At 59.5% G+C, this 18,666-nt stretch carries 12 protein-coding genes and 2 pseudogenes; 8 read left to right on the top strand and 6 right to left on the bottom strand.

Annotation, left to right across the window (positions count from 1 at the left end):
* Window position 1: 1 nt before the first annotated feature.
* The 6 genes from icmH to PC358_RS27655 all read left to right on the top strand — a co-directional run bounded on the left by icmH (window position 2) and on the right by PC358_RS27655 (window position 8,939).
* On the top strand, window positions 2-859 hold the full coding sequence (gene icmH / locus PC358_RS02090) for a type IVB secretion system protein IcmH/DotU (protein ID WP_033697191.1): 858 nt from the start codon (window positions 2-4) through the stop codon (window positions 857-859).
* A gap of 133 nt (window positions 860-992) precedes the next feature.
* The gene (locus PC358_RS02085; RefSeq protein WP_033697188.1) at window positions 993-1,508 is read left to right on the top strand and encodes an Hcp family type VI secretion system effector; all 516 of its coding nucleotides are present in this window, start codon (window positions 993-995) and stop codon (window positions 1,506-1,508) included.
* Window positions 1,509-1,581: 73 nt separating this feature from the next.
* Window positions 1,582-3,567 (top strand): type VI secretion system Vgr family protein, encoded by a 1,986-nt coding sequence (locus PC358_RS02080; protein ID WP_033697186.1) that lies wholly within the window; start codon window positions 1,582-1,584, stop codon window positions 3,565-3,567.
* A 48-nt stretch (window positions 3,568-3,615) separates the two neighbouring features.
* Window positions 3,616-4,047 carry a DcrB-related protein gene (locus tag PC358_RS02075; protein WP_033697184.1) on the top strand — a complete coding sequence of 144 codons (432 nt, stop codon included), beginning with the start codon at window positions 3,616-3,618 and terminating at the stop codon, window positions 4,045-4,047.
* 52 nt (window positions 4,048-4,099) lie between these two features.
* Complete coding sequence (locus tag PC358_RS02070; RefSeq protein ID WP_081874700.1) at window positions 4,100-8,683, top strand: RHS repeat-associated core domain-containing protein; 4,584 nt, start codon at window positions 4,100-4,102, stop codon at window positions 8,681-8,683.
* A gap of 4 nt (window positions 8,684-8,687) precedes the next feature.
* On the top strand, window positions 8,688-8,939 hold the full coding sequence (locus PC358_RS27655; RefSeq protein WP_077068370.1) for a hypothetical protein: 252 nt from the start codon (window positions 8,688-8,690) through the stop codon (window positions 8,937-8,939).
* A gap of 286 nt (window positions 8,940-9,225) precedes the next feature.
* On the opposite strand, the pseudogene PC358_RS02065 reads toward PC358_RS27655, so the two are convergent.
* The 5 genes and pseudogenes from PC358_RS02065 to PC358_RS02050 form a co-directional block, all read right to left on the bottom strand.
* Window positions 9,226-10,437 (bottom strand): annotated as a pseudogene (locus PC358_RS02065) (reverse transcriptase domain-containing protein).
* A 574-nt stretch (window positions 10,438-11,011) separates the two neighbouring features.
* A pseudogene (locus PC358_RS27540) lies at window positions 11,012-11,164 on the bottom strand (IS256 family transposase); the annotation flags it as partial.
* A gap of 244 nt (window positions 11,165-11,408) precedes the next feature.
* Window positions 11,409-12,464, bottom strand: coding sequence for a lipocalin-like domain-containing protein (locus PC358_RS02060; RefSeq protein WP_033697182.1), 1,056 nt, complete (start codon window positions 12,462-12,464; stop codon window positions 11,409-11,411).
* Window positions 12,454-14,916 (bottom strand): ABC transporter permease, encoded by a 2,463-nt coding sequence (locus PC358_RS02055; RefSeq protein ID WP_033697179.1) that lies wholly within the window; start codon window positions 14,914-14,916, stop codon window positions 12,454-12,456. The genes PC358_RS02060 and PC358_RS02055 overlap by 11 nt, the downstream gene beginning before the upstream one ends.
* On the bottom strand, window positions 14,913-15,581 hold the full coding sequence (locus tag PC358_RS02050) for an ABC transporter ATP-binding protein (protein ID WP_033697177.1): 669 nt from the start codon (window positions 15,579-15,581) through the stop codon (window positions 14,913-14,915). The genes PC358_RS02055 and PC358_RS02050 overlap by 4 nt, the downstream gene beginning before the upstream one ends.
* Before the next feature lie 245 nt (window positions 15,582-15,826).
* Between PC358_RS02050 and PC358_RS02045 the strand changes: the two genes are divergently transcribed.
* Window positions 15,827-16,894, top strand: a complete 1,068-nt coding sequence (locus PC358_RS02045) for an aromatic ring-hydroxylating dioxygenase subunit alpha (RefSeq protein ID WP_033697176.1) — start codon at window positions 15,827-15,829, stop codon at window positions 16,892-16,894.
* A 12-nt stretch (window positions 16,895-16,906) separates the two neighbouring features.
* Entirely contained in the window at window positions 16,907-17,857 is a 951-nt protein-coding gene (locus PC358_RS02040) for a PDR/VanB family oxidoreductase (RefSeq protein ID WP_033697174.1), read from the top strand.
* 6 nt (window positions 17,858-17,863) lie between these two features.
* Here PC358_RS02040 and PC358_RS02035 read toward each other — a convergent pair whose 3' ends face one another.
* Window positions 17,864-18,577: a GntR family transcriptional regulator gene (locus PC358_RS02035; protein WP_033697173.1), complete on the bottom strand. Its 714-nt coding sequence runs from the start codon at window positions 18,575-18,577 to the stop codon at window positions 17,864-17,866.
* Window positions 18,578-18,666: the final 89 nt, after the last annotated feature.

Genomic DNA, 18,666 nt, shown 5'->3' with positions numbered 1-18,666 from the left:
CGTGACAGACAACAACCCCACTGATGCTGCACAGATTGAAAGTAAAAAACTGCAGACGATGCTGGAGGAGTCATTGTCCGGCGACTCACCCGCAGAAGCTGAAGGTTCCGAACAAAAACCCAAACCAGATCCTGTGTATGCAGGTTACGCAGCCGACCCAGACTTCCAACTGCGAGGCGGCTTCGCAAACCTGATGCTGGACGCTGCCGCGCCCTTGTTCGGCCTGGTCATGCGTCTGCGCACTTTGGATGAACTACCCAACATCCGGGACGTGCACCGACAGGTGCGCAATCAGGTTGAGAACATCAGGGAAGAGATGCGTCAGCACGGCTATGAGCACACGCAGCTGCTGGCCTACTCATACGCTTTGTGTCTGTACATCGATGAAGCGGTCATGGAAACACCCTGGGGCCAGACCAGCTGCTGGAGCCAGGAACCGCTGCTCAGCATCTTCCACGACGACACCTGGGGTGGGGAGAAGATCTTCACCGTGCTCTCGCGCCTGATGCAGGAGCCCGAACGCTACCCGGACGTGCTTGAGTTCATGTACTTCGCGCTGTGCCTGGGCTTGAAGGGCAAGTACGCCATCGCGCCGAAAGGCGAAGAGTCACTGAATGGGCTTATTCACCAGCTTCACGGGATCATTCGCGAACTGCGCGGCCCCGTGCCGGAATCGGTCGGCGATCCCTACACCAACGTGGCCCCGCGCAATTTCCGCATGACCCGGCAATGGCCGTGGTGGAGCCCGCTGGTGATTTCCGCCCTCGCCATGGCGGTGGCCTACGGCATCTACAGCTACCGCCTGCACCTGATTACCACCGAGGTGCTGGAGTCGCTCAACGGCATTTTGCAGCAGTAAACAGCCGGCAACCGATGCAATTGAATTCAACGAATTGACGAGGCATTTGCTTCGTTGACAAGCCCATCGTTCCCGATGGCCACGCCACTCCGAGTGCGCGTGATTTATCCACATGGACGCAGGAGAGACTGCCATGCCAACACCCGCTTACATCAAGATCACTGGAGAGAAACAAGGCAACATTACCGCAGGCGCATTCACTGCGGACTCCGTTGGTAATGTTTACCAACAAGGCCATGAAGATGAAATCCTTGTGCAGGAAATCAATCATGAGGTCACTACGCCTACTGATCCACAAAGCGGCCAACCCAGCGGTCAGCGCGTACACAAGCCGTTCAAGTTCACCAGTTCGCTCAACAAAGCCACGCCACTGATGTATCAAGCGCTGGCCAACGGCGAAATGCTGCCGACCGTCGAAGTCAATTGGTACCGCACCTCGACGGAAGGCAAACAAGAGCACTTTTTCACGACAAAGCTTGAGGATGCAACCATCGTTAGCATCAATACCGTCCTGCCCCACGCTCAAGACAAGGAGAACGAAAACTATACGCAGCTGATCGAGGTGGCACTGGCCTACAGGAAGATCATGTGGGAACACGGTGTAGCCGGTACCGCTGGCTCGGATGACTGGCGCGCACCAGCCGCCTGACAGTTGCGAATGCTCCGGGCGGGTTTACCTGCCCGGACTTTGTGTCACCTCAGACGGCGGACAAGGACTTCTCATGCCTAGCCAATCTGACTTGCGTTACAGCTTCCAACCCCTGGTTGGCCAAGCTGAATTCGAAGTGGTGTCATTCGAACTCCGTGAGGGGATCAGCATGCCCTTCGAATTGGAGCTGACACTGATCAGCTTCGAAAATGATATCGACTTCGGTCATCTGCTCGACAAGCCCGTGCTGTTCACCATCTGGGATGGCGAACGCCCAGTGCGTTACGTGCACGGTCTGGTCAGTCGTTTCAGCCAGGCGGAAAGTGGCTTCTACCGCACCTACTACCACGCGCTGGTCGAGCCACAGCTGGCCCGTGCCGGCCTGCGCTCGAACTGGCGCATCTTCCAGCAGAAGACCGTGCCGCAGATTCTTGAGCTGATGCTCAAGCGACAAGGCATCAACCAGTACGAACTGCGCGCCAGCATGGACCATCAGGTCCGCGAGTTCTGCGTCCAGGCCGGTGAGACGGACCTGGCGTTCATCGCCCGCCTGGCTGCTGAAGAAGGCTTCGTCTACCGCTTTGCGCACAGTGAAAAGCTGCACAAGCTGATCATTACCGATCGGCTGCAATCATTCGGGCTGATCAGCCATGGGACCATCAAGGGCGAGGAGGAAGACGAGGGCTTCTTTGATGGCGACGAGCCTGTAGACCCAAATAGCGTGCTCTACCAAGCCAACAGCGGTGGCGATCAAGCCAAACCCTGCCTTCGCCGCTTGCGCTACAGCGAGCAGGTGCGTACCGCTCGCCAGGTTCAACGCGACTACACCTTTACCAACCCGGCCTACCGCCAAGAGCACAGAGCCGCCGGCCCCTTTCTGGAGCATCAGTCCAAAGAGTACGAGCGTTTCGACTATCCCGGCCGTTACAAACGCGATGCGGTCGGCAAGCCGTTCACCGAAAACCGTATCACCGCGCTCCGCCATGATGTCCGTATTGCCGAGGTCCAAGGTGACGATGTTCGCCTGCAACCAGGCCTGAGCTTCACTCTGGCAGGCCACCCACGTGATGACCTCAACGCGCATTGGCGGGTGAACACGGTTACCCACAAAGGCAAACAGTTCACCAGCCTGCAGGAAGAAGCCGCCGGCGCAGATGTAAGCACGCGCTACGAGCAGACTGCCGTGCTGGTGCCCGGCCGGGCCGAATGGCGCCCTGCCCCATTGGCAAAACCACGCGTTGACGGCCCGCACATGGCAACCGTGGTCGGTCCGAAGGGAGAAGAGATCTATTGCGATGAGTGGGGCCGGGTCAAGGTCAGCTTTCCCTGGGACCGTGAAAGCCAGAACAACGAGTTCAGCTCTTGCTGGGTGAGGGTTTCACAAGCCTGGGCCGGCGGCAGCTGGGGCGCGATGGCGATCCCGCGGATCGGCCAGGACGTGATCATCCAGTACGTCAGCGGTGACCCCGATCAGCCGATGATCACCGGCCGTACCTACTGCGGTGACCAACTGCCGCCCTACGACCTGCCCGACCACAAGACCCGGATGACCATCAAGAGCCAGACCCACAAGGGTGATGGCTTCAACGAGTTGCGTTTCGAGGATGAGCTGGGCAAGGAAGAAGTGTTCGTCCACGCCCAGAAGGACCAGAACACCCAGGTCAACAACAACCAGTCTCTCACCGTCGGTGTTGATCGGACCCAGAGCATTGGCCAGGACGAGTCCATTGCCATCGGCCGCAATCGCCTGCGCGTGGTGAAAGCCAATGACACCTTGAAAGTCGGCGGCGGCAAAAACGACCTCATCGCCGGCGACTACGAGATCGAAGCAGGCAACACCCTGCGCCTCAAGTGCGGCAAGACACTGATCGAGATGCAGGCCAACGGCACGCTCAATATCACCTGCGAGACCTTCAACCTCACCGGGCAACAGACCGGACAGATCAACACGCCCGCAGCGAAGCTCGACCTCAACCCTGACGGGGGAGTGGCAGGTGCCACAGCGGATGGACGCGATAGCAGTGCACTGAAAGCCGATGTGGATGGGCACTTCAAGTAGCTGCTTGCACTTGCCCGTACGTAAAGACCTCCTGAAAGGACTCCCACAATGACGGAATACCTGACTCACGACCTGATCCTCAATCTAGGCGAGGAAGCACCTGAAGACCTGACGCTCAACATCCTGCGCTTTCGTGCCCGAGACACCACATTGGTGATGGCCCGCAGCCCTGTCGCCAATGACAAAACGTTGGACGAGGCCATCGACGACCAGCTACGAATACTGCGTGAAAAGTCCAAGGCAATAGCCATCACGCCTGCAAAGATCGCGCATTTGGGTACTGATGAACACCCGATTGAAGCTCGCGAGATGGCCATTGAATTAATGGTGGGTGACAAGACTCAGTTCCAGCTCCAAGTAGCCTGCCTGATCCCAGGTCAGCACCGCCTGTTAGTGCTGAATTACAGCAAGCCAGGCCCACTGAGCACCGATGACATTGAGCACTGGCGCGCAATAAAGCAAAAGCTTCGATTCAACTAAGGCCCTCGCCTGCGCAAACGACATCTAACCCATCGCTTGGAGCTAACACCCCATGGCGCAGATCGTTCACGCCGCCCGCATGGGCGACGAAATACTTCATCCCTCCCTGCTTGCCGAAGTGGTCAGTGCGGTCGCCGAGGCGGTCATCTATGCTGCCGCTACCGCAGCAGCCGCTGCCGCAATAAGCCTGGCTGTGTTGGGCACTGTCGCCACTGCCGGCACAGGAGGCATCGTCATCGGTATCGTCGCAGGGGCGGCGATCGGTGCGTTGAGCACTCTCTCCGTTGATGACAACCAATCTATCGGCGATGCCATCTCCAGTTTTTGCGACGATCTAGGTAACAGCGTGCAAGGACCCACGCCCTTCGGAAAGATCGAGAGCGGATCAGATAAGGTATTGATCAACAGTAAGCCCGCTGCGCGGGCTGCTGGAATCACTGGGCCACCTGGCGGAGGAGCGGCCGATGCCGAGCAGGTCGAACCCACAATTCTGGAGAACGTGGGTTCCATGGCCATGGCAGCGGTGCCGTACCTAGTCCCGTTTGTGGGTTTAGGCATGGCGATCCGCGATATCTTCTATCCACCCGTCACCACCCGAAAGGACGCTGGCGCGCAAGACAGAAGCAAGGATCAGATCTCCTGCAGTCGCCACCCGCCCATGCCCGAAACCTATATTGCACAAGGGTCGGACAAGGTCTTCATCGACAGTCAACCTGCAGCGCGCTCGGGTGACAAAACCACCTGTGATGCCAAGATCGATGTAAACGCAAATGTCTCACCGAATGTGCGCATTGGTGGCGGCACAGCAACGGTACGGGATATTCGCAATGGCAAGAGCAAGATTGCGATGTTTACGGGGATCATCGCAGGCATAATCATTTCACGACGATTTGGGCGTATTAAAGGCTGCAAGGCTGGCAACCCTGTTGCTGTAGCCACGGGCAGCAAATTCCAGGGCGGTCCCGAAGACACTGACTTCAGCCTCCCTGGCCTGCTCAGTATCGAATGGGCTCGCCGCTACGATAGCAGGGACACTCGCAATGGCGGCTTGTTTGGCAAGGGCTGGAGCGTTCCTTATGAGGTGGAACTTGTCCGAGTCCCCCATCCTGAGGGTGGCGAGCTGTTGGTCTACATCGATGATGAAGGTAATCGGCTGGAACTAGGCCGCATGAAGGCCGGCGATGCCTTTGTCAGTGTCCTGGATGGCTTGGCTTTCTTCCAGCTGGAGGATGGCCAAACAGTTGTCGAGGACATTTACGAGGGGCGCTACAAAGTCTTTGATATCGACCCTCACCAGCCCAGCCGTTCAAGACTCATCAGGCTGGGCGACCGCAATCTCAACTACGTTGATGTGCTTTACGACAAACAAGGTCGCCTGCAAGCGCTCTATGACAAGTACGGCCAAACGGTTGTCCAGCTTCACTATGAGGCTGCGCATACAAATCGTGTATCCAAGGTCTCGCGGATCTTCCTGTCGAACAACGGTGCCCCCGCTATCGAGCGGAACGAGCTACTGGTCAGCTACAGCTATACCGACAGAGGGCAGCTGCAGGAAGTCCAGGATGCGACAGGTCAGGTGGTGCGCCGCTTCAGCTATACCGAAGAGGGCTATCTGAAGCGCCACCAATTGGCTAGCGGCGCCGTTCGCGAGTACGAGTGGGAGTGCTACACCATTCCTGAAAAACGCCCTTTGCCTGTAAGAGCAGATGGCACACCCTATCGCCTGCCACCTTTGCTTGAGCCACAACCTGACCACGAATGGCGGGTCGTTCGCCACTGGGGTAGCGATGGTGAGGAATACAGGTTCAAGTACAACCTCGAAGAAGGCGAAACCCTCGTAACAGACGGACTGGGACGCACGGACCGTTATCTCTGGGGCCCACTGTACGACGTTTACAAGCATGTCGACGCACTGGGGAACTGCTGGCAAGCAGAGATCATCGCTGGGCAGTTGATCAAACGAACTGATCCACAGGGCGGCGAGTGGCAATACAGCTATGACGATATCGGCCGTCTGATCGAAACGCGCGATCCCCTTGGGCGAAGCGAACGCATCAGCTATCTGCGCCACTGGGCGCTACCCGTTCAGGTCACCGACGGAGCCGGGCGTACCCGACGCTACGGATACGATGCTCATGGCAATCTGCTATGGGAGCAGGATCCACTGGGCCGCAGCACCCACTATCAATACAACCCGGAAGGTCGCGTTACCCGCGTCACCGATGCCCTCGAAAAAGCCAAGCACCTAAGTTGGAACACCCGTGGCCAGTTGCTCAGCTATCGCGACTGCAGCAACAACCAGACGCTTTACCACTACGACTTGCAGGGTCGCTTGAGCGAAAGCATTAACGCGCGCGGTGAGCACACCCGCTTCCGATATGACGCTCGTGGCTACCTGATAGAAAGCGAAAGGCCCGATGGTCGTATTGACCGCTACGAAGTCGATACTGCTGGCCAGTTGACGCGCTACATCGACCCTGCGCAAAAAAACCTGCAATTTCGCTACGACCTCAGTGGGCGCATGGTCGAGCGCCTGGACGCCATGGGTCATAGCGTCAGATTTCGCTATGACGCCTATGGCCGACTGCTACACCTCACCAACGAAAACGACGAATCATATCGCTTTGGCTGGGACAAGCTTGACCGCCTGATTGCGCAGGAAGACCTGGATGGCAGTGGTCGCATTTATGAATACGACGTGTTGGATGGGGTCACCAGCCTTACTCACGTACCCTCTCCCCATGAACAAGCACCATTGTCCGAGAACGCCCCAGCAACGCGGACAACGCCGATTCGCCAAGATTTCGAACGCGATGCAGTCGGCCGCCTGCTGAGCAAGCGCACCGAGGATGGCATCACCGACTACAGCTACGACACCGCCGACAATCTGTTGTCCATCACCTTCACCAATAATCAGGGTGAAAAACAGCAGCTTGAATACACCTACGACCCCGCAGGGCAACTGTTGAGCGAAACTAACAGCGCCGGGCTGTTGCAGTACCGCTACGACGAGTTGGGCAACCTGCAGACGCTCACCCTCCCCGATCAACGCAATCTCAATTACCTCTACTACGGCAGTGGGCACCTGCACCAGATCAACCTGGACGGCCGGGTCATCAGCGACTTTGAGCGTGATGCCGTGCATGACGAAGTCATGCGCACCCAAGGCAACCTGATCACACGCACACGCTATGACAAAAGCGGGCGCTTGAGTGGCAAGGCAATCCACTATCGAGATGCCGCCGCTGAAGTCCTACCACTATTGGACAAGACCTATCGATATGACGCAGGCGACAACCTCATCGCCGAAGTGCTGACTCAGACCCAGCGCAAAGGCATGTCCAGCGCTGCAAACGATGAACATGCCGACCTCGAAAAAATAATTGGCCGATTCCACAGCCTGCCCCACACAGGCAGAAGCTATTCGGGCAGCAATCGATATGGCTACGATCCCAACGAACAACTTCAAACCGTCCAGCACTACCGTCCCGATTGGCAGGCTTCACAGGTAGAGGATTTCAAGTACGACAAGGCCGGTAATCTGTTTGACGGGCCCAAGCTCAATGGATTCATCAAGCACAACCGTGTACTGGTTTACCAGGACAAGCGCTACCGCTACGACCGCTTTGGCCGCTTGTGCGAGAAGCGAATCGGTAGCCATCGGGTTCAGCGCTTCGAGTATGACGCCGAACGGAGGCTGGTGTGCGTAGAGCAGGAGCGGTATGGTGAGATAGAGCGCATTGTGTTCGGCTACGACCCGCTGGGACGACGGATCAGCAAGGCGATCTACAAGCCAGGCGAAGCCGAGCCGATATACCGGACGCTGTTTCACTGGCAGGGATTGCGCTTGCTGCAGGAAGTTCAGAGCGGGCTGCCCAGCCTGTATGTCTATACGAGCCCGAACAGCTATGATCCGCTGGCACGGATAGACGGGAAACCGGGTCAGGAAGACATACAGTATTTCCACACCAATCTGGCCGGACTGCCCGAACAGTTGACGGATCAACACGGTCATACACTCTGGTGCAGCAATTATCACGGCTGGGGCACCACACGGGATGAGTGGCGTACTCAACGGCAAGAGCGTGAGCAGAACTTACGGCACCAAGGACAGTATCTCGACCAAGAGACGGAGCTACACTACAACACATTTAGATATTACGATCCTGACATAGGTTGTTTCATTCAAATTGATCCGATAGGGCTAAACGGCGGATTAAACCTTTACCAGTACGCACCGAATCCGCTGAACTGGATCGACCCGCTGGGTCTTACTAAATGTTCGCCTGGGAAAGATGATAGTGCTCACAACGATGACAGTGCTCACAACGCAGCGGACTACCAGAAGCTTAAAGATTATTATACTCAGCATGAAAAATATGGTTCTGGCGGCGTAAGAGAATTACAGAATGGCCGTTACCGTTTTTATGACGAAATTAAACCGTCTCGAAATCCAGGCGAAATGAAAGGTGCCAGATTAGTTAGAGAATGGGATCCTTCTACCGGCAATAAACGTACATGGTATGAAACAATAGACCATACTGGAAATATAAGAAGCGTGGCTCCAAAGCCCGTTACCCATGAAAAGAACCATCATATATTTGATATTGATGGTAGTTACAAAGGAAGGAGATAGCACTTTGAGCACTCAACTTCAACGTATTGATATAATTCATAAAATATCAGACATATTAGCAGGTAACGCAAAGAGAGACGATGTTTCCGAATGGGCATTTAATATATTTGATGATGACTCATTAAGACTGGAAGATCCCGTAGTTTTAAAATATCTAAAATTGCTAGGAGCTGTTGATTTACCTTCTTCAGATCGAGATTTTTTATATACGGATGATGATCTTCGCCACTGGATAACTGAAATCGAGAGTCAATAATAAAAGCCGGAAGCGATCTCTACGATTCTTCCGGCTTTTTACCTTCAGCCGCTGACCTGAGCCAGCAACGTCGGTCGCGGTAGGAATGGCAGTCACCTGCCACCCCCCGCACAGATCCGTACGTGCAGAATTACCGCATACGGCTCCTGCCTTGGGTTTTGACGCCGAAGCGGGTTATGGGATAAAGATGCATTGTTAGCTCACGCGGATACGGGATGAACAGCCTTGCCAGCGCAGTCATGCGCTCCCAATTCAGTCGGTGTCGCTGACTCCTTCATTTGAGGGCCTACCTCCATGCTCCGATAACTTCACGGCGAAAAGCATCCAGCCGTTTTGTATTACCGGGCACATGGTAGTAATTGCAGTAACCCGTGAACAGTCGATTCAGCCACTTTCCGATCACGGGAACCGGTTCGTGCCTACGCTTATGCAGTTGTCTGCGTATCTCTTTGAGTGTTGCTCTCATACGCTTGGCGATGGTCTCCCGCCCGACCTCGAACATCCCATTCTTGGCTTGACTACAGAAATGCGTGAACCCGAGGAAGTCGAATGTTTCTGGTTTTCCTTCCCCACGCCTCTTGCGATCTTCCACCGCGAACCAGCCAAACCGCAGCAAACGTGTTTTCTCTGGATGTAGCGTCAAGTTGAATTGAGCGAGTCGAACGTCCAATGCACGGCGAAAACTCCATGCATCTTCACGCTTTTCAAACCCGATTACACTGTCGTCTGCATACCGCACGGCAATCATCTGCCCCCCTGCAGTACGCTCGCGCCATTGCCTGACCCATAAGTCCATCACGTAGTGCAGGTAGATATTGGCCAATAACGGTGAAATGGGCGCACCTCGTGGTGTGCCCTGCTTCGCAGAAATTCGCTTCCCGTTTTCGAGAACACTTGTGCGCAGCCATCGTGCTATCAGTGCTCACTCTCGTCTATCCGCAATTCGGTGTTGCAGGAAACACATCATCCACTCGTGATCAATGGTGTCAAAGAACGCACGAATATCCACGTCCAATATCCACTGAACTCGACGACCAGGGCGAAACCCATACGAGAGTCCAAGGAAGCTCTGCTCATAGATGGCGTTGAGCACTTGTACGACGGCGGCTTGGACGATCTTGTCCTCCAACACCGTTACGCCCAGCGGACGCTCGCTGCCATCTGCCTTTGGGATAAATACCCGCCGAACAGGTTTGGCTCGATAGCGGCCACTGTGCACGTTGTCATGCAAAGCTTTCAGCTTCTCCTGAAGATCTTGCTCGTAATCTCGCCACGATATTCCGTCTACACCACAGGCCGAGTCTCGCTTGAGAGTATAAAAACTCTCGCGCAACAGCTCGACCGTTACGTGGTGCAGCAGGTTCGTGAACTTGACTCGGTAATCCCGCCGAGCTGCTTGACGTACAGCGAGCAACCCTGACAACACACTTGTCCGGCTCTGCGTCCGAGATGCGGAAGTCTGTTCACTGTTCCCCTTGGCTAACTCCCTTTCCTCCATCACCTCCGCCGGGACAAGCCCGTTGTTCGGCAACTTCTCAGGTACTACGGAGTTATCCGACTTCTCGCTCGCGTAGGCGGCAGGCTTTTGGCTTGTGGCCTTTCCTGCCCCGTCTGGACTGTCACGACCAGACACGAGCGAGATCTCCCAGCTTCCGTGAAGTTGACTTCCCAGCATGCTCAGGGTCTACGACCGCGCAGGGCGTGAAACATGACTTGCGATTATCGTCATGCACACTGTGGCCTTCCGCTTCGCATAACAGTGTCGGCGCCATGGACTCATGATTTCGCGGATCAATGGCTGGCCTGCTGGTTTCCCCTGCCAACGCTTCGCCGTATACCTCACGGTGCACAACGTATGGCTCGGGGTCGAGGTGTTTCGCCATAACTTCTCTCGTAGGGACTTTCACCCTTTATCACCTGCCGGCTTGGCTGGCGCACTAAGCGCTCCATGAACCCCACATTCAAAGCGCCTACTTGATCCCTGATGCTGTGCTCCCGATTTTTTCTGGAGCTCGCCCACATGATGCGACCTGACGCCAAAGTCGAAAAAGTGTACCTCTACCCCAAGCCCGGGCTCGCTCGATCAGCGCCTTCTTGAACGCCGCAGAGGCCTCTTCGATGGCTTCTGCAGTCATCAGCGTGTCGGGTAATTGATCAAGCAGTTCCTTCGGGAGCTTCGGCAGCTCACGCGCCGGTTGGCGCTCAGATTTCTTTTTGGTTGGCATACCTGCACCTCTTCCTCATCTTATGCCCGAACACAAAATTTCTGACACCCCCGGCCAGTGAGGCCTGTGGCATTTGCGCGCGACCGCCTTGTTTATACGACACGATATTAAGGCGGGCGCCAATGCCCCCCAGGAACGAAACAAATGTAGGAGCGAGCTTCGCTCGCGATGCGCCGCGCGGGCGGCGCTCGATTTCACAGGCGCAAAAGCCCTCAAGCCCCCCCAAACTCACGCTAAATCCCCCCTAATACCCCGTCATCTCCAGATACCCCCGCCCCCCCACACGCCCCTGCAAGCGCACCGGCCCTTCCCAATATGCAAACCGTGTCCGCATCCACGCACGCGGTTCCACGGCATCAGCCCGCACATCAACCCCATACTCCACCACCCGCACCCGCCAACGCGTCGGTACCGCCCTCCCGTCCTCCTGCCGATTCCAGGCCAACGCCTCCAACTGAATCTGATCCCCCCGCAGCGCCACCACCTCCCCCTGCGGGCTGACCCACGTCCCCGCCCGGTACGGCAATCCCCCGGTGTCGCGCACCTGGAACAGCATCAGCTTCGCACCACTGTCCAGGTGCAGTGAAAACCAGTCCCACCCCGTCTGCCCGGCAGCCAGCGGCTGGCTGCTCCATTCCCGGTCAAGCCAGGCCTGGCCGGTCACCGCAATGCACTGGCCATCACGCTCTACCTCACCACTGACCCGATAAAACGGCTGACTGTAGTAATACGAAGCTTGCCCCTTGCCCGACTTTTCGCTGTAGCCCTGGCTGCCATGCAACACCAGCGGCCTGTCACTGCGCAGGCTCAGGTCGTAGCGAAAGCCTTCACCAGCTGCCTTCATCTGCAACCCCGCGATACCCTCGTGCCCCTGCAATGACCAGTCATTGATCCAAGCCCGGAACGGCTCGGCCACCACGCCTGCCTGGCCGACACCGCCGCGCGCCAAGGTCTCGCCAGAACGATGCCCACCTGGCCCGGTCAGGGCCGCGTGCCCCATCCACAGGTTTGGGCTGTTCCAGTCGCGGGTCTCGGCCCCTGGGCGCAGCGCCGAACGGAACAGCGTCCACTGCGCCCCCCAGTCACGGCCCTGGCTATCCTTGAGGTTCGCGGTGACGTACCACCACTCGATGCGAAAACCATCGTGGGCCCCGTGATCACGCGGGAACACCAAGGGGTGATCACGCGTCACCTGGCTGAACCCGCTAACCTGCTGCCCCAGCCCAGCAAAGCTCTCGGGCGCAGGCTCATCACACCCGCACAGCAACAGGCACAACAGCACAGACGCGCTACTTTTCATCGGCAAACTGCCTCAACAAATCGCTTGGCTGGCGCCGCGCCAGTTGCCACAACGGCCAGGCGCTGGCCAGCAGGCTGGTCAGGATGCCCAGCACGGCCAGTTGCATCAGTTGCGCAGGGAAGACATACAGCGGCAATCGCCAGCCGAACGCCTGCACGTTCACCACCGCCACCAGGCACCACGCCAGCAAAACCCCTACCGGGATCGCCAGCAGCACGGTGAGGCTGCTCAGCATCAGCGTCTGGCCCAAGCTCAGCCAGACCAGTTGCCTGCGGCGCACCCCCAGCGCCCAAAGCGGCGCCAGCTGGCCCAAGCGGCTCTGGCCCAGGGTCAGCAGGTTGATGAACATGGCCACGCCAGCAACACCCAGCGTGAGGCTGTTGAGGGCAGCGGTGGCGGCGAAGGTGCGGTTGAACACGTCAGTCGACCAACCCTTCAAGCGCGACTGCTCGACCACGCGGCTGTCGTCCAGGGCAAAACGCTGCTGCAGCGCGGCCTTGAGGGCCGGCACGTTCGCGGGGGCGCTATCCAGGCTCAGGCCGGTCAGCGTTGCCTGCGGCCAGTGCTTGCGCAGCCAGTCGGCATTGACCAGCACATGCCCCTTGGGGTTGCCGTAATCGGCATACACCCCCACCACCGTCATGGGCGGCGCGCCATCGGTTGCCAGTGCCAGGGTATCGCCCACGCCCAGGCCGAGGCGGCGGGCCAACTGCTCGCTGAGCATTACTCCCTTGCCCTGTGCCAATTGCTGCCAGGCCTGCGCGTGCTGCTCCAGCAAGGGCCAGCGGCTGCGGTAGGCCGGGTGGTCGACACCCCCCTGCACCTGCACCGGCCAACCCTGCAGGCGCGTTTCCACACGCCAGCCTGGCAGTACCACCTTGGCCGCAGGTTGCTGCTGGAGCCATTGGTACATCTGCTCACCTTGCGCAGTATCCCGGGGCGTCACGTAGAGATCGGCGGCCAAGCGCAGGTCAAGCCAGCCAACAAAGGTCTTGCGAAAGCCCTCGGTCATGCTGCCCACGCCAACACTGGCGGCCAGCGCAAGCAGCAAGGCCATCAACGCCAGGCTCAACGCGGGCAACTGTTGGCGGCTATCGGCGATGAACCACTGCGACAGGGGCCGACGGCGCCCGCGCGCGGCCCAGGCCAATACACCGTCTAGCAAGGCTGGCAACACCAGTGCCGAAGCCAGCAGCAGTGCCGCCACCGTGACAAATGCACTGACCAGGCCCTGGCCCAGTTGCCAACCGCCCAGCATCACCAGCAGCAAAAACACCGCCAGCCAGCGCTGGCGCCTCAACCAACGGCCTTGTGCCAGCCGCCAGGCCTGGGGTTGCGCAAGCGCCAGCAACGGCAGGCGGGCGGCCTGCAGCACACTGCCGACCCCGGCCAGCAGCGCCCCCAGCACACTCACCAGCACCCCCGCCAACCACCACCACGCTGGCAGGTGCAACGCTGCGCCAACTTGAGCGCCATACAGGCCACGCAAGCTGGCTGCGAAGTCCGGCAGCAGCAGCGCCGCCAGCCCATAGCCGCTGGCCACCCCGGCCAGACCACCCAACACGGCGAACAGCCCCAGCTCCAAGGCCAACCCAAACAACAGGCTGTGCAAGCTGACGCCACAGGCACGCAGGCTTCTGATCAGGTTGCGGCGTTGCTCCAGTGCCAGGCCAATGGCGGCATGCGCGATAAACAGCCCGACCACGAACGCCAACAGGCCGAGGGCCGTCAGGTTCAGGTGAAAGCTTTCGGTCAGCCGCTGCAAGCCACCGTCGTCACTGGGGGGTTGCAGTTCGAGCTGCGCGGCAATATCTGCAGGCAGTGGCTCGACAGGCCCCGTCAGCAACAGCCGCGACAGCCGCCCAGGCGCCTGCAGCAAGGCTTGGGCATGGCCGATGTCGACCACGATCACGCCTGGCGCCAGCTCCGGCTTGAGCACAAAAGGCGGCAGCACCTGCCCCTCACTGCTCACGGCCTGGTCGGTAACGGCCTTGCCCAACTGGCGCAAGGTATCCGGCCCTACCCAGGCTTGCCCCGGCGTACCGATAAAGGCCTGCAGATCGAAGTCTGCCGCCCGCACACCGGCAACGGCGGTGGTCGATGGCAGGCTCAGCGGCTCGATGCCCACCAGCCGAACACTCACGGGCTGCTCCCCGGCAAACCGCAACCGCCCTTCCAGCACCGGGGCAACCGGCCAGCCCAACTGGCGCAATTGCAGGTACAGCGCCTGATCGAACCGCTCCCCCTCACGCGGCACCAACTGCGCTTGCAGCGGCCCCGCCAACACCGCACTGGCGCGCGCATAGTCGCTGCGCGCCTGGGTGTTGAGCGCCTGGACACCGGTCCATAGCGCAGTGGCCAGCCACAAGCCGGTAAAAATGCTGAAGCACTGCACGCGATGACGCTGCCAATGGCTCAACAGCGCCCGCAAGGTGAGCATCAGCGGGTTCATGGGCCGTGCTCGTCGCGCACACGGCCAGCTTGCAAGTAGCAGCAATGCGCCAACCGCGCTGCCAGGCGCTGGCTGTGGGTCACCATCAAGACACTGCTGCCGGCCTCGGCCACCAGTTGCAGGAACAGGCCCAGCACCTCGTCGCTGCTGGCTTCGTCCAGGCTGCCGGTGGGCTCGTCGGCCAGCACCCATGCGGGGCGAGCCGCCAGGGCGCGGCCGATGGCAACCCGCTGCTGCTGGCCGCCGGACAACTGCTCGGGGTAACGCGTCAACAGCTCGGCCAGGCCCAGACGCGCAGCCAGGTACCCCAGCCAAGGCCGATCATGCCGGCCGGCAAGCCGTGCCTGAAAAGCAAGGTTCGCCCCCACATCCAGGCTGCTGATCAGGTTGTACTGCTGAAACACCAGGCCGATGCCTTCGCGTCGCCAGCGCGCCAGGGACGATTCCGAGCGGCTATCGAGCGGTTCACCGTCAATCAGGATGCGCCCACTGTCGGCACGGTCCAGCCCGGCAATCAGGTGCAGCAACGTGCTCTTGCCACTGCCGGACTCCCCCATCAGCGCCAGGCTGCTGCCGCGCGCCAGGCACAGGTCGATGCCCTGCAGCACCGGCAGCGGGCCTTGGGGCGTGATGAACGACTTGTGCAGTTGCTCGACCACCAGCATCGGGAGTGTTCCTCGTGGCGCCACCTCGCAAGCGGTGGCTGAGTGCCCCCTTAGGAATAGCACAGCCAGGCACTACAACAGCCAGGCAACGAGCTAATGGATCCATAAAAAACAAGCCAAGCCCATCAAGGTTCGATAATCGCCCAAAAGACGGCGAATTACGGACTTATTAATTTGACCAAACCATCAGGCGCCCTGTTTAATGGATCCATTAAATAAAAACAATCGCTACTCCGGAGAGCCTCATGTACCCGAGAAACACTTGGTATGTCGCCTGCACCCCTGACGAAATCGCCGACAAGCCGTTGGGCCGGCAAATCTGCGGGGAAAAGATCGTGTTCTACAGAGGCCACGAGAACCGGGTGGCGGCGGTGGAAGATTTTTGCCCGCACCGCGGCGCGCCACTGTCGTTGGGCTATGTCGAAAACGGCAACCTGGTGTGTGGCTACCACGGTTTGGTAATGGGCTGCGACGGCAAGACTGTCGAGATGCCAGGCCAACGGGTCAGGGGCTTCCCCTGCAACAAGACTTTCGCCGTGGTCGAGCGCTATGGCTTCATCTGGGTCTGGCCGGGCGACCAGGCACAGGCAGACCCAAGCCTGATCCCCCATCTGGAATGGGCGGTAAACGATGACTGGGCCTATGGCGGCGGGTTGTTCCACATCGGCTGCGACTACCGCCTGATGATCGACAACCTCATGGACCTGACCCATGAAACCTACGTGCACGCCTCCAGCATCGGCCAGAAGGAAATCGATGAAGCACCGCCCGTGACCACCGTCACCGGCGATGAAGTGGTGACTGCACGGCACATGGAAAACATCATGGCACCGCCGTTCTGGCGCATGGCCCTGCGCGGCAACGGGCTGGCCGACGATGTACCGGTGGACCGCTGGCAGATCTGCCGCTTCACCCCGCCCAGCCATGTGCTGATCGAAGTCGGCGTGGCCCACGCGGGCAAAGGTGGCTATCACGCCGACGCGCAGCACAAGGCATCCAGCATCGTGGTCGACTTCATCACCCCCGAAACCGACACCTCGATCTGGTACTTCTGGGGCATGGCCCGCAACTTCGCTGCGCAGGACCAAGCGCTGACTGCAAACATCCGCGAGGGCCAGGGCAAGATCTTCAGTGAAGACCTGGAAATGCTCGAACGCCAGCAGCAGAACCTGCTCGCCTACCCCCAGCGCAACCTGCTCAAGCTCAACATCGATGCCGGTGGCGTGCAGTCGCGCAAGATCCTCGAGCGCCTGATCGCCAACGAGCGCATGCCCCAAGCCGAACTGATCGCGACCAGCGCAAGCCCAGCCTGACGAGGAACGGACATGATCGATGCCGTAGTGGTTTCCCGTAACGACGAAGCACAAGACATCTGCAGCTTCGAACTGGCCGCCGTCGATGGCAGCCTGCTGCCGCCCTTCAGCGCCGGGGCACACATTGATGTGCACCTGCCTGAAGGGCAGGTTCGCCAGTACTCGCTGTGCAACCACCCCGAAGAACGCCACCGCTACCTGATCGGCGTGCTCAAAGACCCCGCCTCACGCGGCGGTTCGCGCAGCTTGCACGAGCAGATCCACAACGGCGCCCGCCTGCGTATCAGCGCACCGCGCAACCTGTTCCCACTGGCCCAGGGCGCCCGCCGCAGCCTGTTGTTCGCAGGCGGTATCGGCATCACCCCGATCCTGTGCATGGCTGAGCAGCTGGCCGCCAGCGGCGCGGATTTCGAACTGCATTACTGCGCCCGCTCCAGCGAACGCGCAGCCTTCATCGAGCGTATGCGCGGCGCCGCCTTTGCCGATCGCCTGTTCGTGCATTTCGACGAGCAACCCGAGACCGCGCTGGACATCGCCCAGGTGTTGGCCAACCCGCAAGCCGATGTGCACCTGTATGTGTGCGGCCCGGGCGGGTTCATGCAGCACGTGCTGGAAAGCGCCAAGGCGCAGGGCTGGCAGGAGGCGTGCCTGCACCGCGAATACTTTGCCGCCGCGCCGGTCGATACCCAGGGCGATGGCAGCTTCTCGGTCCAGCTGAACAGCACCGGCCAGGTGTTCGAGGTGCCCGCCGACCAGAGCGTGGTGCACGTGCTTGAACAGCACGGCATCGCCATCGCCATGTCATGCGAGCAAGGCATCTGCGGCACCTGCCTGACACGCGTCCTGTCCGGCACGCCCGAGCATCGCGACCTGTTCCTCACGGAGCAGGAGCAGGCCCTGAACGATCAGTTCACGCCCTGCTGCTCGCGGTCGAAAACCCCGCTGCTGGTGCTTGACCTCTGAGGGGCCTCACGCCGAGGGCAGGATGACCTTCATGCGCGCGTCGGCCGTTGCCGCGCCGAAGGTCTCGGCATAACGCAAGGTGGCATTGGCGTGCTCGCGCATGATGGCTTCGGCGCGGGCACCCTGCCTGCTGACCAGGGCATCGAACACCGAATGGTGCTGCATGTGGGCGTAGTTGAAGCGCCGGTATTCACGCGCCAGGTCATGGCGGTCCACTGCCAGGGCGGTGACCGAGGCGAACGGCAGGTGGTCATTGCGCGCCAGGGCATCGGCGATCGCCGGGTTGTGGCTGGCTTCGACGATCACCTGGTGGAAGCGCATGTTGAGGTCATGGTAGGCCTGCAGGTCCTCTTCGGTGACGAAGCCTTTGCCGAACAGCTGGTCGCCTTCGACCAGGCAGCGCTGCAGCGCCTCTTGTGCTTCGTGCGACAGGCCACGCTCTGCCGCCTGGCGGGCGGCCAGGCCTTCGAGCACACCGCGAACCTCGACTGCGCCGGCGATGTCGTCTGCGCTGACCGAACGCACCTGAAACCCACGCCCGCCAAAGCGCACCAGCAAACCTTCCTGCTCAAGGGTGCGGAATGCCATGCGCACCGGCATGCGCGAAACACCGAAGCGTTCGGCGGTGGGGATTTCCATCAGACGCTCGCCGGCGGCCAGCTCGCCGGAGGCGATCATCTTGCGTAGCGTAACCAGCACCAATTGACCGGGCTTGCTCATCCAGGCAGTTTCCAGAGACGTGGGCGGCCATCTTAGCGTAATGGGAAAGCTTGTGGACCGCCTGGGGTGTGGCTGAGGGCGCAGAGGTG

The sequence above is a fragment of the Pseudomonas capeferrum genome, assembly GCF_000731675.1.
GTDB classification, from domain to species: domain Bacteria; phylum Pseudomonadota; class Gammaproteobacteria; order Pseudomonadales; family Pseudomonadaceae; genus Aquipseudomonas; species Aquipseudomonas capeferrum.
This window is presented reverse-complemented; position numbering and strand designations above follow the sequence as displayed.